The 13,769-nt window shown below is 72.8% G+C and carries 12 protein-coding genes; 2 read left to right on the top strand and 10 right to left on the bottom strand.

The features are described from left to right. Positions 1-33: 33 nt before the first annotated feature. The 5 genes from O3X23_RS08780 to O3X23_RS08760 all read right to left on the bottom strand — a co-directional run bounded on the left by O3X23_RS08780 (position 34) and on the right by O3X23_RS08760 (position 4,619). Positions 34-969, bottom strand: coding sequence for a carbohydrate ABC transporter permease (locus O3X23_RS08780; protein ID WP_269270651.1), 936 nt, complete (start codon positions 967-969; stop codon positions 34-36). Then, positions 966-1,928, bottom strand: coding sequence for a carbohydrate ABC transporter permease (locus O3X23_RS08775; RefSeq protein ID WP_269270649.1), 963 nt, complete (start codon positions 1,926-1,928; stop codon positions 966-968). Before O3X23_RS08775 ends, O3X23_RS08780 begins: the two co-directional genes overlap by 4 nt. 147 nt (positions 1,929-2,075) lie before the next feature. Continuing rightward, positions 2,076-3,386, bottom strand: a complete 1,311-nt coding sequence (locus O3X23_RS08770) for an ABC transporter substrate-binding protein (RefSeq protein WP_269270648.1) — start codon at positions 3,384-3,386, stop codon at positions 2,076-2,078. A 522-nt stretch (positions 3,387-3,908) separates the two neighbouring features. After that, the gene (locus tag O3X23_RS08765; RefSeq protein WP_269270646.1) at positions 3,909-4,067 is read right to left on the bottom strand and encodes a hypothetical protein; all 159 of its coding nucleotides are present in this window, start codon (positions 4,065-4,067) and stop codon (positions 3,909-3,911) included. A 75-nt stretch (positions 4,068-4,142) separates the two neighbouring features. After that, positions 4,143-4,619 (bottom strand): hypothetical protein, encoded by a 477-nt coding sequence (locus O3X23_RS08760; protein WP_269270645.1) that lies wholly within the window; start codon positions 4,617-4,619, stop codon positions 4,143-4,145. 386 nt (positions 4,620-5,005) lie between these two features. On the opposite strand from O3X23_RS08760, the gene O3X23_RS08755 reads away from it, so the two are divergent. Next, a complete protein-coding gene (locus O3X23_RS08755) occupies positions 5,006-5,230 on the top strand; it encodes a hypothetical protein (protein ID WP_269270643.1) in 225 nt (74 codons plus the stop codon). Between the two features lie 117 nt (positions 5,231-5,347). Further along, entirely contained in the window at positions 5,348-5,593 is a 246-nt protein-coding gene (locus tag O3X23_RS08750) for a hypothetical protein (protein WP_269270642.1), read from the top strand. Positions 5,594-5,980: 387 nt separating this feature from the next. On the opposite strand, the gene O3X23_RS08745 is transcribed toward O3X23_RS08750, so the two are convergent. The 5 genes from O3X23_RS08745 to O3X23_RS08725 form a co-directional block, all read right to left on the bottom strand. Continuing rightward, positions 5,981-6,784 carry an ABC transporter ATP-binding protein gene (locus tag O3X23_RS08745; RefSeq protein WP_269270641.1) on the bottom strand — a complete coding sequence of 268 codons (804 nt, stop codon included), beginning with the start codon at positions 6,782-6,784 and terminating at the stop codon, positions 5,981-5,983. Then, positions 6,781-7,746 carry a FecCD family ABC transporter permease gene (locus O3X23_RS08740; protein WP_269270777.1) on the bottom strand — a complete coding sequence of 322 codons (966 nt, stop codon included), beginning with the start codon at positions 7,744-7,746 and terminating at the stop codon, positions 6,781-6,783. Before O3X23_RS08740 ends, O3X23_RS08745 begins: the two co-directional genes overlap by 4 nt. Before the next feature lie 94 nt (positions 7,747-7,840). Then, the gene (locus O3X23_RS08735; protein ID WP_269270640.1) at positions 7,841-8,905 is read right to left on the bottom strand and encodes an ABC transporter substrate-binding protein; all 1,065 of its coding nucleotides are present in this window, start codon (positions 8,903-8,905) and stop codon (positions 7,841-7,843) included. A 102-nt stretch (positions 8,906-9,007) separates the two neighbouring features. Further along, the gene (locus O3X23_RS08730) at positions 9,008-13,462 is read right to left on the bottom strand and encodes an amino acid adenylation domain-containing protein (protein ID WP_269270639.1); all 4,455 of its coding nucleotides are present in this window, start codon (positions 13,460-13,462) and stop codon (positions 9,008-9,010) included. Next, entirely contained in the window at positions 13,449-13,739 is a 291-nt protein-coding gene (locus tag O3X23_RS08725) for a phosphopantetheine attachment domain protein (protein ID WP_269270638.1), read from the bottom strand. Before O3X23_RS08725 ends, O3X23_RS08730 begins: the two co-directional genes overlap by 14 nt. Between the last annotated feature and the right edge of the window lie 30 nt (positions 13,740-13,769).

Raw genomic sequence — 13,769 nt, 5'->3', positions numbered from 1 at the left:
GTGGCGCGGTGGGTCGGAGAGGGCCGGGGCGGTTCAGCCCTTGACGGCGCCGTGCATGATGCCGCCGACGATCTGCCGGCCCAGGAGTCCGAAGACCAGCAGGACGGGGAGGGTGCCCAGCAGCGTGCCGGCCATGATCACCGACTGGTCGTGCACGTATCCGCCGCCCAGTTGGCGCAGCGCGACCTGCACGGTGGGCTCCTGGGAGGTGAGGGCGATGACCGGCCAGAAGAACTCGTTCCAGGAGGCCATGAAGGTCAGCATGCCGAGCACCGCCATCCCGGGCCGGGCGATGGGCACGACAATGCTCCAGAAGATCCGCGCGGTGGACGCGCCGTCCACCCTTCCCGCCTCGATGAGCTCGTCCGGCAGCGCCTGCACCAGGTACTGCCGCATGAAGAACACCCCGAAGGCGGAGACGAGGCCGGGCAGGATCACCGCCTGCAGCTGATTGATCCAGTGCAGCTTGGCGATCAGCATGAACAGCGGGATGACGCCCAGCTGCGGCGGGATCATCATCGTGCCGACGGTGATCGCGAGCAGCGGGTTGCGGCCCCGGAAGCGCAGCTTGGCGAAGGCGAATCCGGCGAGCGTGGAGCACAGCACGGTACCGACGGTCACCGAGCCCGACACGATGAAGGAGTTCAGCAGGGCCTTGCCGATGTCCGCCTGCTCCAGCACCTGCTGGAAGTTGTGCATCAGGTTGGGGCCCGGCAGCAGCGACGGCGGGCTCTGCGCCAGTTCGGCGTTGGACCGGGTCGCCGCGACGATGGTCCAGTAGAAGGGGAACGCCGACAGCAGCGCGGCGACGATGAGGATCGCGTAGGCGAGCCGGCCCGCGTGGTGCTGGCGGCCGGCGCCGGTAACCCGCCGGCGTACCTTCCGCACCTTCCCGTGCCGTCCGGCGGCCGGGCGGTCCTGGTCGTCCCCGGTGTCCGGGCGGTGCGCGGACGTGGTGAGCGAGGTCATCGAACGGCCTCCTTGCGGGTACGCCGACGGGCGACGGCGGTGTTGACGCCGACCAGCAGCACGATGAGGACGAACATGATCCAGGCGATGGCGGCGGCGCGGCCGAGGTGGAAGTAGCCCCAGCCCTGCTCGTACATGTAGAGGCCCAATGTCTGGTACTGGTGCGAGATGCCGCCGGAGATGCTGCCCTCGAACAGCAGCGGCTCACCGAACAGCTGCGTCGCGCCGATCGTCGAGACGACGACGGTGAACAGGATGGTCGGACGCAGGCCCGGCAGCGTCACATGCAGGAACTGCCGCCAGCGCGACGCCCCGTCGATCTGCGCGGCCTCGTACAGCTCGCCGGGGATGGACTGCATGCCGGCGAGGTAGATGAGCGCGTTGTAGCCGGTCCAGCGCCAGGTGACGATCGTGGAGACCGCGATCTGCGAGGCCACCGTGCCGGACTGCCAGTCCACCGGCGAGAAGCCGACCAGCCCGAGAACCCAGTTGATCAGGCCGAAGTCACGGCCGAAGAGCTGGGCGAAGACCAGCGTGGCCGCCGCGACGGAGGTCGCGTACGGCAGCAGCACCGCGACCCGCAGGAACGTCCGGCCGCGCAGCTTGTAGTTGAGCAGATGCGCCAGGCCGAGGGCCATCAGCAACTGCGGCACGGTGGACAGGACACCGATGCTGAACGTGTTGCGCAGCGCCGTCCAGAAGTAGCTGTCGCTCAGCAGCGCGGTGTAGTTGTCGAGGCCGCGCCACTCCATCTGGTCCGGGGTCTGCAGCTCGACCCGGTACAGCGAGACATACGCGGTGTAGATCAGCGGGAAGAGCCCGAACGCGGCGAAGAGCGTGAAGAACGGGGCTATGTAGGCGTACGGCGACACCCGGCGCAGCAGCCGGGTGCGGCGCTCGGCGCGGGGCCGTGGCGGGGGCGCCGTCCGGGCGGGTGGCGTGGTGACGGACACGGTCATGTGCCAGGCCTTCGTATCGGGGACCGGTGCTGACGTACCGGGAACGGGAGCGGAGCGCGGGTGACGGTGGGGCGGGTGGTGCGCCGGGTCCGGGCGCGGTGGGGAGATGGATGCGGTCCGGACCCGGCACAGTCAGGCCGGCCCGGGTCAGCCGAGGACGTTCTTCACGCCCTTCTGCGCGTGGCTCCAGGCCTCGTCGGGCGAGGTGCCCTTGCGCTCGACCTCGCCCAGGGCGTTGGTGATCTGGGTGTTGACGTCGTTGTCGCGCAGTCCCGGTACCTGGACGGGCGCCTGCTCGGCGGCCGTGCCGAAGACGGTGCCGATCGGGGCGTTGCTGAAGTAGGGGTCCTTCACGTCCTTCACCAGGTCGATCGCACCGAGGTTGGAGGGGAAGCTGCCCTGCTTGGTGAAGAGCTTGGCCTGCTGCTCCTTGGCGGTGATCCACTTGATGAACTCGAAGGCGTCCTTGGTGTGCTTGGCGCCCTTGGGGATGGACAGGTACGAGCCGCCCCAGTTCCCCGCGCCGCCCGGCAGGGCCGCGACGTCCCACTTGCCCTTGCCCGCGTCGGCGGCCTGGCCCTTGATGTAGCCCAGCATCCAGGCGGGGCAGGCGATGGTGGCGAAGGAGCCGCTGCTGAAGGCCTGGTTCCAGTCGGGGGCCCACTGGGCGAGCTTGGCGGTGAGACCGTCCTGCGCGGCCTTCACCGAAGCGTTCCAGGCCGCCTTCACGGCGGGGTTGGAGTCGTAGATCAGTTTGCCGGACGCGTCGTAGTAACGCTCCTTCTGCTGTCCGACCATCACCGAGTAGAGGCTGGCGATGCTGTCCATCCAGTGGCTCTTGGCCGGCGCCTTGGCGGCGTACTGCTTGCCCAGGGCGAGGTAGCCGTCCCACGTCGACCACTGCTTGGCGAGCTCGACCCGGTCGGTGGGCAGCCCGGCGGCCTTGAACAGGTCCGAGCGGTAGCAGAGCGCCTCGGGCCCGGTGTCGGTGCCCAGGCCCAGCACGCGCCCGTCGGGCGCGGTCGCGGCCGACCACTTGGACTGCGAGAACTGCGCCTGCAGCTCCTTGGCGCCCAGCGCGCCAAGATCCTCGAACTTGTCGGCCTGCTGCCGGGTCACCGAGGCAATGCGGCCGACCTCGACCCCCTGCACGTCGGCGAGGCCGCCACCGCCGGCGAGGCGGGTCTGCAGCGCCTTCCAGTAGTCGGCCTCGTTCTCGGTGTCGCTCTCCTTGATCGTCACGTTCGGGTGGAGCTTCTGGTACTCGGCGTAGAGGCCGGCCTCCTTGTAACCGAAGGTGCCGAAGAGGTCGACGGTGAGCGTGATCTTGCCCCCGTCGGCACTGTCCGTGGAGCCGCTCCCCGAAGAGCTGGATCCACAGGCGGCGAGGAGTGCCCCGGCCAGTGCGACCGCCCCGAATCTGATGGCGACGTGTCTGGCGGCTCGGGCAACGGGCATGGAAGCCTCCCATGGCTTCAGGACGGACGCGAGTTCTTGAGAGCGCTCTCAAGCGATGGCCAGGAGCGTGCCCGGACATCGGGTCGGCGTCAAGAGTTGAAGCGGAAATGCCTTACGGCGGCATGAGCGGAGGGAACGGCGCTCCGCCGAAGAGCCATGCCGGAGGCATCGCGGGCGGCGGCCGGCGCCGGGCCGGTACGCGACCGCCGGGACGGGTCACGGGGGCGCCGCCGTGCTGGTTCCGGCGGTCTTGCCGATGCGGGAAGGAGAGCGCTCTCCTCCAGGCGTGGCAAGGTCAGCGCACTCGTCGGCGCACTCGCGGCGCCGACGAGTGCCTCCGACAGGCACCCGGCCGCCGGGCCGGCGTTCAGCTACTGAACCGCTATCGCGCTCCGGGCAGCAATCCCGTCCATCTCTTGCCCGATACGACGGAACCCGGCCGGGTTGGCGACCCGGCTCGTGTCCCGCGCGGCGGCACCCGGCCGGGTTGCGCTCCGGCCGGGTGCGGGGCGACGGCTGGGGTCAGATGCCGTCGTTCTGGGCGCGCGTCGCGGACGGGCGTTCGGGAATGTCCTCCGCGTCATGGGCGGCGGGCCGGCCGGGCTCGCTCTCCGGGACGGAGGCGCGGGCGACTTCGGCACGCAGCATGGCGTTCAGGGCCGCGAAAGGGTCGATGGGCATGAAGGTCCTCCGGGGTCGGGATGCGGGGTCGGCGTGCGGAGCGGAACGGGGCCGGGAAGGCGGCCCCTGGACCGGTCAGCAGCGCAGAACCACACAGCTCAGCCCCAGGAGCCCGGCGCCCGGCCGTTGGCCGCCCGGCGTCGGGACACCGCGCGGCGGGACGGCCGGGGAAGGACCGGTACCGGCACGGGCCGCGTGGCGTACCGCCCGCGACGACTCGGCGGCCCGGTGGGGCCGGACCCCCCGTACCGCGGTGCCGGCCTCGTCGGGGTGCTCGTCGGCCGCGGCGGACAGCGGCTCCGACACCACCGTCAGAGGCTGCGCGCCCCGGTCGGCCATCAGCTCCGGTGACAGCGCCCCGCCCACCAGCACGAGCAGGGCGAAGAGGGCCAGCAGGGCGTCCAGGACGGCATCGCGACGGCTGCGGCGCCCGGAGCCCGTCGCCGGAGCCGCTCCCCCCGCTACCGCCGGGAGGCGCGCCCAGCCGGCGACGCCCGGCCCGCACGCCCTCCTCCGGCCACCGCCGGGGGCGCCCCCTGGTGTCGGGATCACCCCGGTACTCCAGTACCGGGACGACCCTCCGCCGTGCGATCGCACCCACCGGACGCCTCCGGGCGGAAGCCGCCACTGCGAGGACTGGCTCCGGCACGGCGGCACGGCGAAACGGCATCCATGGATCGGACCTCCTGGTCACTGGTCCTATCCGCATCGCGTCCTGCGATCACCTGTCGGTGGCGCGCGTCCCCCGCTTGGCCTGCGGTTTCATCCGAATCGGCGAGTCCGCCCACACCCGGTGTGACGGGCCAGGGACCTACCGGGTACCCGCGCGGAACGCTCCACGTGGGATGCTGGGAAGTGACGGCCGCCCTTGAGGCGGCGATCGCCACCGTCTGGTCCGTTCCGGGTGGCCCCGTTCTGTGAAACCTGACGAAGGTGCCATGACCACGCTTTTCTCCAACCCTGATCCCTCCACGCCGGTCGCGGCGCACACCTCGCCGGTCCCGTCGACCGACCCCTTCCACCAGGCCGACCTGGGCGACGCGGCGGACGAGCGATACGACGACGAGGACCTCGAGGACCTCGATGCCGGCGAGGCCGCTCCCCCGGCGCCGCCGGCGCAGGCACGGTCCCGGCGCACGTCGCGACCTGCCGCCAGGCGATAGCCGACGCGCGGAATCCTGCCGTCCACCCGGCCCTTCCGGGCCCGGACCCGTGGCGCGCCGCGCCCCGCGCGCACGCACGGCCTACGGAGTGTCAGACCCACGCGGCAGACTGTGCACATGGACGCCGCAGACGACGAACTCGCCATCCTGCAAGCCCTGCACGCACACGCCCGCGCCGTAGGTGAGGACCCGGACCTCGTCGAGGATCTCATCGGCCTCGTACGGGGTTTCGGCTCGCTCGACGCCGCCGCCGAGGCGTCGGCGGAGGCCGAGCGCCGTACGGACACCCAGGCCCGGGAGCTGTCCGCCAAGATCGACCTGTGGTGCAACCTGCCCGACGCCGACCGCAGTCGCCACCGGTGAGCGGTGTGTCTCCGGGAGCACCCGTGGGCATGCGTAGGCCCCGCACCCGAGGGGGGTGAGCGCGGGGCCGACGGGGCCGGTCGGCGTCCTCACAACGCCGTCCGGCGGGGCACGCCCGGGAACCAGTCGGGCACTGCTGGTCTGCGCGCGGCCCGCCCGAGGTGATTCGGCAGACGGGGGAGACCACCGAATCCCGGTGCGGACCGCGCAGTTCTATGGTGACGCCGGGAGCACCTCCTGCTCAACCCGGCCTCTCCCCCTCACGCCTGCCCACCCGACCCCTGATCATTCCTGTCGATCGACGGGGTCTCTGGCGCGTCGCCCGAAAACCCTCCCCAGATCGGCAAACCCCTCCCGGGATCGGCCCGGTCTGGACCGCGCGCCGCGTCACCCGGCCGCGGTGGCCCGTTCGGCCAGGTGCAGGGCGAGCGGGTCGGCGGCGTAGACGATCCGCACGACTCCGTCGGCGTGCCGGTCGGCGGTCGCCGCGACGCCGAAGACGTCGCGCAGCACCGCCGGGGTGAGCACGTCCAGCACCGGCCCTGCCGCGACGACCCCGCCGTGGTGGAGGACGACGAGGTGGTCGCAGAGCCGCACGGCGAGGTCCAGGTCGTGCAGGACGGCCAGCGTGGTGGTGCCGATGGCCCGGATCAGCGAGAGCAGCTCGAAGCGCGCGCGGATGTCGAGGTGGTTGGTGAGCTCGTCCAGCACGAGGAGGTGCGGGCGCTGGGCCAGCGCCCGGGCCAGGAGCACCCGTTGCCGCTCCCCTCCCGAGAGCGAGGCGAAGTCCCGCTCGGCCAGCGGGCGGGCACCGCACTGGTCCAGTGCCCGGTCGACCGCCTCGTGGTCCTCGGGGCCGTCCCGGCCGAGCAGGCCGTGGTGCGGGGTGCGCCCCAGCGCCACGATCTCCCGGACGCACAACCCGGTCGCGTGGCCGACGTCCTGCAGCACGGCCGCGGTGCGGCGGGCGGCGGCGCGGGCGGGGATCGTCCAGATGTCGTCCCCGCCGACACGCACCGCCCCGCCTTCCGGCCGCAGCGAGCGGTAGACGGCGCGCAGCAGCGTGGACTTGCCGCTGCCGTTGGGTCCGACGAGCCCGACGATCTCCCCGGACCCCACCTCCAGGCACACGTCCCGCAGGATCGGCCGGCGGTCCAGGGTGATGTCGAGCTGGTCGACGCTGAGTCTCATACGGAATCCAAGCTCTTGTTGCGGCGCAGCAGCCACAGGAAGAACGGCGCGCCGAAGAGGGCGGTGAGGATGCCGAGCGGCAGTTCGTTGGGCCGGTCCACGGTGCGGGACAGGAGGTCGACGACGACGAGGTAGATCGCGCCGGTCACCGCGGCGAGCGGCAGCAGCCTGCGGTGGTCGGCACCGACGGCGAGCCTCACCAGGTGCGGGATCATCAGGCCGACGAAGCCGATGCCGCCCGCGACCGCGATGATGGTGCCGGTCAGCAGTGAGGACAGCACCAGCAGCGCGGCCCGCAGCCGGTGCACCTCGACCCCGAGCGCCGTCGCGGACTCGTCCCCGGCCAGCAGCGCGTTCAGCCGCCGCCCGTACAGCGCGAGCAGGACCGTCGTCCCGAGTACCGCGCCGCTCACCAGCGGCAGCTGGCTCCACTGCGCCCCGGCGACGCTGCCGAGCATCCAGAACATCACCGAGCGCAGCTCGTTGGGGGTGGCCCGCAGTTGCAGATAGCTGGTGGCCGCGAGGAACAGGTAGCCGATGGCGACTCCGGACAGGACCAGCCGGGTGGGGGCCAGCCGGCCGCCGCGCCGCCCGAGGAGGAAGACGAGCGCGACGGCCGCGACAGCGCCGGCGAACGCCGCCGAGGAGACGCCCAGGCCGCCGAGTGCGCCGGTGGTCAGCGTCATGACCAGCACGGCGCCGAGCGACGCCCCCGACGAGACGCCCAGGACGTAGGGGTCCGCCAGCGGGTTGGCGACGACCGCCTGCAGCACCACCCCGGCGACCGCCAGACCGCCACCCGCGAGCGCGGCGAGCAGCACCCGGGGGATGCGGAAGTTCCAGACGATCTGGTCCTGGACGGGGTCGCCGGCGAAGGTGCCGCCGCCCAGGTGGGCGAGGACGATGTGCCAGATGTCCCCGAGGGGGACGTTCACGGCCCCGATGCCGACAGCGACCATCATCACCAGGACGAGCAGGGCGAGGAGGACGGGCAGCAGCACCAGGACGGACAGCGGGGAGCGGGGGCCGATCGCGCGTGGGGTCATCCGCGGCACGTCAGAGGGCTTCGGGGTGCAGCATCCGGGCGACGCGCTCGACGGCGACGTCGTTGCTCGGCCCGAGATAGATGGAGTCGGACAGGACCGTGAACCGCTTGTCCCGGGCGGCGTTCCACTGCGGGAACTGCGCGAACAATTTGCGCGCGTAGCCGGCGGCATCCGGGTCGTGGTAGCTGACGACGACGAGCGCGTCGACCTGCGCGGCGGCGACCTTCTCCTTGCTGAGGTCGGCGAAGGAGTTGCTCGTGACGGAGGCGAACGCGTTGACTCCCCCGGCCTTCGCGAGGATGTCGTTCCAGATCCCGACACCCGCGATCGAGCTGAACTCGTTGGCGCCCATGGACATGTTGGAGAAGATCACCATCACCTTCGACGGCGGAGCGGTGCCGGCCGCCGTCCTGAGCTTGGCGTCGACCTTGGCGCTGATGGCGGCGACGCGCGCGCGGGAGTCCGCGATCAGCTTCTCGGCGCGGGCGCTGACGCCGAAGATCCTGCCGAGGTCGCGCAGCATCGAGTAGCTGTCGTCGATGGACGGCGGGCCCTTGACGGAGCTCGCGTCGTCGCAGCCCTTGACCGGCATGTAGGTGTGCGCACCGATCGTCGCGAGGTCCTTGCGGGTGGCGTAGCCGTTCTTCGGGTCGAAGCCGAACCCGGTCGTGGACAGCACAAAGTCCGGGCGGAGGTTGAGCATCGCCTCGCGCGGGATGTCCTGGATGTCGTTGAGCTTCACTCCCCCGGTGGGCAGCTTCGCGATCTCCTGGACCCGTCCCGGCACCTCCGACATGCCGTAGGACTGGGCGTTGGCGACGATGCGGTCACCGAGCCCGAGGGCGAGCATCGAGGACACCTCGGCGACGGACGCGCCGTTCATGACGACGACACGGCCGGGCGCCTTGGTGTAGGTGGTGGTCTGCCCGCAGTCGGTGACGGTGACCGGGTAGCCGGGCCCCGGTGGTTCCGCTTCGCCCGCGGAGGCCGCCGTCCTCGACGAGAAGCCGCAGGCGGCGGTGGCCAGACAGAGCGCTCCGACCGCGAATGCGGCGGTTGGCCGTTTCCATGACATGCGGGCTCCTCGGGGGGGGTGCGGACTCCGCTTCAGTAGTCGGAGCGGAGTCCGCCCGGGTTCCCGGATGTCGTGAACCAGATCTTCCGGATCGGCGACGGATCAGCGGCGGGCCTGTCGGGGGACGCGGGGACCCCGCCGGGCGGGCGGCGGCAGCGCCCCCGTCGCCACGCAGCGCTCCAGGTACCGGAAGACCAACTCCCGGTCGACGGGCGGGCAGGAGATGCCGCTGCCGTCGAGCCCGCGCAGCAGGTTGTCGGCGACGACCCGGCCCAGCCCCAGCACGGGTTCGGCGACGGCTCCGCCGGCCGTCTCGTCAGCAACGGAGTCGTCGCCGGTCCAGGTGTCGAAGAACGCCAGCGTGGTGGTGGCGACATCGGCGGCGCGCGGCAGTTCCGCCCGCCACCGCGCGAGGGGCATGCACTCCACGGGGTACCCGAACTCTCTTATCCAGGCGTAGAGATCGGCCAGCCGGACGGTCGGCACCGGAGCGTGGTTGTACACCGGCCGTTCGGCCGGAGCCGCCGCCGTCACCTCGGCGGACAGCCGTACGACGGCCTGCGCCACGTAGTCGACCGGCGTCCACACCTCGGCCTCGAACAGGTCGGGCACGATGCCGGCCGGGATGCCGGCGCGCAGCACGCTCCACAGGAAGTCGCGCTCGTTGACGTAGCCGGTGCCGGCCGCGCCGACGACCCGGCCGAGCCGGTGCACCGTGACGGGCAGCCCGCGCTCCGCCGCCTGTTCCACCAGCCGCTCCGCGGCCCACTTGGACTGCTGATAGCCGTAGGCAAGGCCCGGATGCGGGGGCAGGAACGTCTCCGCGACCTCGGGGCTCGCTCCGGCGGGCGGCGCGACGGACAGGGTGGAGACGAGGTGGAACGGCAGCGAGCGGGCCGCCGCCATCCGCAGCAGTTGCCGGGTGGACTCCACGTTGGGCCCGCGCAGGCTGGCGTACTCGCGCATGATGCTGACGGTCGCCGCGTTGTGGTAGATCGCGTCGCAGCCGGACGCGAGTTCCGCGTAGCGCCCCTCGGTGAGTCCGAGCAGCGGGCGGGCGAGGTCGCCCGGTTCGGCGACGACACGGTGCTCGGATCCGGGCGGCAGGGTCAGTTCCTGCGCGGCGAGCGCCCGCTGGATCCGGCCCTCCGCCGCTGCCCGGTCCTCGGCCCGCACCAGGCAGACCACTTCCGCGTCGGTGGCCGTCAGCAACTCGGTGAGCAGGTGGGCGCCGACGAAGCCGGTCGCCCCGGTCAGCAGTACCCGGCGCGGCGGAGACGCGGGTGCGGTGCGTCCGGGGGGACGGACGGTGATGTCGTCGTCGAGGACCGCGTCGGCGAGGACGGCGTCCGGCACCGCGCCGCGGTGCACGGCTCCGGGTACGGCCGGGCCGTGCTGGTCGTCCAGATGACGGGCGAGTTCGGCGGCCGTCGGGTACTGGAAGAGCCAGGCGACGCGTACGTCGGTCTCCAGCTCCACCCCGAGCCGGTTGGCGACCTGGATCGCCTGCAGCGACTGCGCTCCGAGGTCGAAGAAGTCGTCCTGCGGGTTGATGTCCGCGGTGCCCAGGATCCGGGCCCAGGCGGCGATGACGACCTGTTCCGTACGGTTGTCGCCGCCCGCGGCCTCCTCGTCGGACGGCACGGGGGGCGCTGCCACCGCCGGTGCCGCCAGCGCGTTGCGGTCGATCTTGCCGGCGCTCGTGCGGGGCAGCCGGCCGGTGAGGACGACGGCGGACGGGATCATCGCGGCGGGCAGCGTGGCTCGCAGGTGCTCGCGCACCTCGGCGGCCGACGGCGCCGGCGGGTCGGCGACGACGTGCGCGACGAGGCGGCGCGTACCGTCCGCCAGCACCTGCCCGACGACGGCCGCCTCCCGTATCGCGTCATGGGTGAGCAGGACGGTCTCCACCTCCGCCGGCTGTACCCGGTGCCCGCTGATCTTGAACTCGGCGTCGGCGCGGCCCACGAACCGGAGCTGTCCGTCCGCTCCGAGCCGTACGAGGTCCCCGGTCCGGTACGCGCGCGGCCGGTCCGCCAGCTCGGGCAGCGGCTGGAACCGCGCGCTGTCGCCGCCCGCGCCGCCGCGGTAGCCCCGGGCGAGCGCGTCGCCGACGAGATACAGCTCGCCGACGGCGGAGTCCGCGCCGGCGTCGTCCGCGGACGGTGTGACGACGACGGCCCGGGTACCGGCCAGCGGGCGGCCGATCGGGACGTCCCCGCGCGCAAGTTCCGGCACCTGCAGCTCCGCCGTGGTGGCCACCACGGTCGCCTCCGTCGGCCCGTAGGTGTTGAACAGCCGCACCGAGGTCCCGACGGCGTCCCGCCAGCGGTCCACCCGCTCCGGCAGCGCCGCCTCACCGCCGATGATCACGGTCCGCAGCTTCGGCGGCAGCGCCGCGGCGCCGGTCGAGACCGCGTAGGCCAGCTCGTGCCAGTACGCCGTCGGCAGGTCGAGGACGGTGATCCCCAACCGCTCGCAGGACCGCAGCAGGACCGGGACGGACTCGGTCATCGCGTCGGTGCGCACCACGAGCGCGGCGCCGGCGCAGAGGGTCAGGAAGATCTCCTCCACGCTGGCGTCGAAGTGCAGCGGCGCGAACTGCAGGACGCGGTCGTCCGGGCCGATCCCGTACCGGTCGCTCGCCCCCGCGACGAAGTGCGCCAGCGCGGCATGGCTGATCTCGACGCCCTTGGGCCGGCCGGTGGATCCGGAGGTGTGGATGACGTACGCGAGGCGGTCCGGGTCCGGCTCCGCCGGGGAGGGCGGCGGCCCCACGACGTCCAGGGACTTCCCTCCCTCCAGCAGGAGCCGGGGCAGACCGCTGCCCGCGAACCGCTCGGTGTACCCGGCCGTGGTGATGACGGCCCCCGCTCCGGACTCGGCGCACAGCGTGTCGATCCGGGCGGCCGGGGCGCCGGGGTCCACCGGGCAGTAGGCGGCGCCCGCGAGGAGGACGCCGAGGATGGCGGCGACCGCCTCGGTGCCACGCGGCAGCGCGACGATCACCGTGTCCCCGGGCCCGGTGCCGTGGCCGGCCAGCCGGCCGGCCACGCCGCCCGCGGCCGCCAGCAGTTCCGCGTAGCTGAGCGTGGCGCCGTCGAACGCGACGGCCGTCGCGTCCCCGCGGGTGGCGGCGTGCGCGGTGATCAGGTCGACGACGGAACGCGCGGGACGCGGCAGTGGTCCCCCGTCGAGGGTGACGGCGGTCCTGGCGGGCCGCGGGGCGGCCGGGCGGGTGCCCAGCTCGCCGAGCGGACGGTCCGGTGCGGCCGTCGCGTCGTTCAGCAGGGCCAGCACCGCGTGCTGGTGCCGGGCGAGTGCGGCCTCGTCGTACAGCTCCGGGTGCGCGTCGAAGGCGAACCGCAGGCCCTCGCCCTCGGCCCGGTCGTAGACGTTGACGGACAGGTCGTCGACCGGTCCCGCCGACACGTTGTGGACGGTGCTGCGGTGCCCGGCGAAGCGCAGGTCGTACTCGAAGGGCATGATGTTGACGCCGGGGCCCGACAGCCGGCGCCTGCCGCCGACCAGGCGCAGTTCCCGGCGCAGGTGCTCGTACCGGTAGCGCTGGTGCGGCAGCCCGGCGCGCAGCTCCGCCGAGACGCGGGTGGCCAGCTCGCGCAGCGTGTCGCCCGGGCCGACCGCGATCCGCAGCGGCAGGACGTTGCGGACCATGCAGGGCACCCGCAGCGACACCGAGCCGAGCCGGCCCATCACGGGCAGGCTCAGGACCACTTCGGGCTCGCCCGACACCTGGCCGAGGTACCCGGCGGTGACCGCGAGCACCACGTCGGACCAGGTGACGGAGAGCTCGCGGGCGACCGCGCGCAGCGTTTCGGTCTCCGGCGCGCCGAGGTCGGTCATCCTCCGCAGGAAGGTACGGGCGGGCAGCGCGGACCGGTCGGCGAGGCTGGGTACCGTCGGGCGGTCCGCGAAGCGCCCGGTCCAGTACGCCCCGTCGGTCTCCCGCCGCTTCGACGCGAGATAGGCCCGGTCCTCCTCGAAGACCGATTCCAGGGTACCGAAGCCGCTCTCCCCCAGCGGGGTGCCCTCGGCCAGCGCCGTGTAGACCTGCGCGACCCGGCGGGCGACGAGCGACAGGCCGAACCCGTCGAGCGCGATGTGGTGGACGCGGTGGTACCAGAGGAACTCCGCGGGACCGGTCTGCAGCAGCGCGTGCCCGAAGACGGGGTCGTGCGCGAGGTCCACCGGGCGCGCCAGATCGTGCCGCATCCAGTCGGCGGCGGCGGCCCGCGGGTCCGGCTCGGCGGTGAGGTCGGCGGTGTGCAGCCGCCAGTCCACGGCCGGCACCGCGATCTCCCACGGCCGGCCGTCGACCTCGGTGAACCGCACGTTCAGCGCCTCGACCTCGCCGACGACGTGGTGCAGGGCCTTGTCGAACGCCGCCACGTCGACCGGCCCGTGGATCTGCACGTATTCGGCGGTGTTGTAGGCGGGGCTCTCCCCGTCGAGCTGATGGCCGGTCCAGATGCCCTCCTGCCCGGTGAGCAGGGCCCGCCGGCCCCCGGGCGCGCTGCGGGTGTCAGGCGTCGGCATGTGCGCCTCCGGACTGCCGGTCCGCCAGCAGCTGCCACCACTGGGCGAAGGAGGTGCGTTCCGCCAGCTCGACGAAGCTGACCTCGGATCCGGCCGCGCGCCAGCGCTCGGCGAGGGTGACGATGCGCAGCGAGTCCAGGCCGGCGTAGAGCGGGTTCTCCTCCAGGTCGACCTCCTCGGGCCGCTGGTGGAGGAACTCGGCCAGGTCCGCGCGGAAGTCCGCGAGGGTCAGGGGCGTCGGGGACGGTGAGGGCGTCAGGGGCTCAGGCACAGTCATGTGGTCTCTCTCGAAGGTCACGCGGGACGC

This window comes from Streptomyces sp. H39-S7, assembly GCF_027158205.1.
Lineage (GTDB): Bacteria > Actinomycetota > Actinomycetes > Streptomycetales > Streptomycetaceae > Actinacidiphila.
Note: the sequence above shows the minus strand (reverse complement) of the source record. Positions and strands in the feature narration are given on the sequence as shown.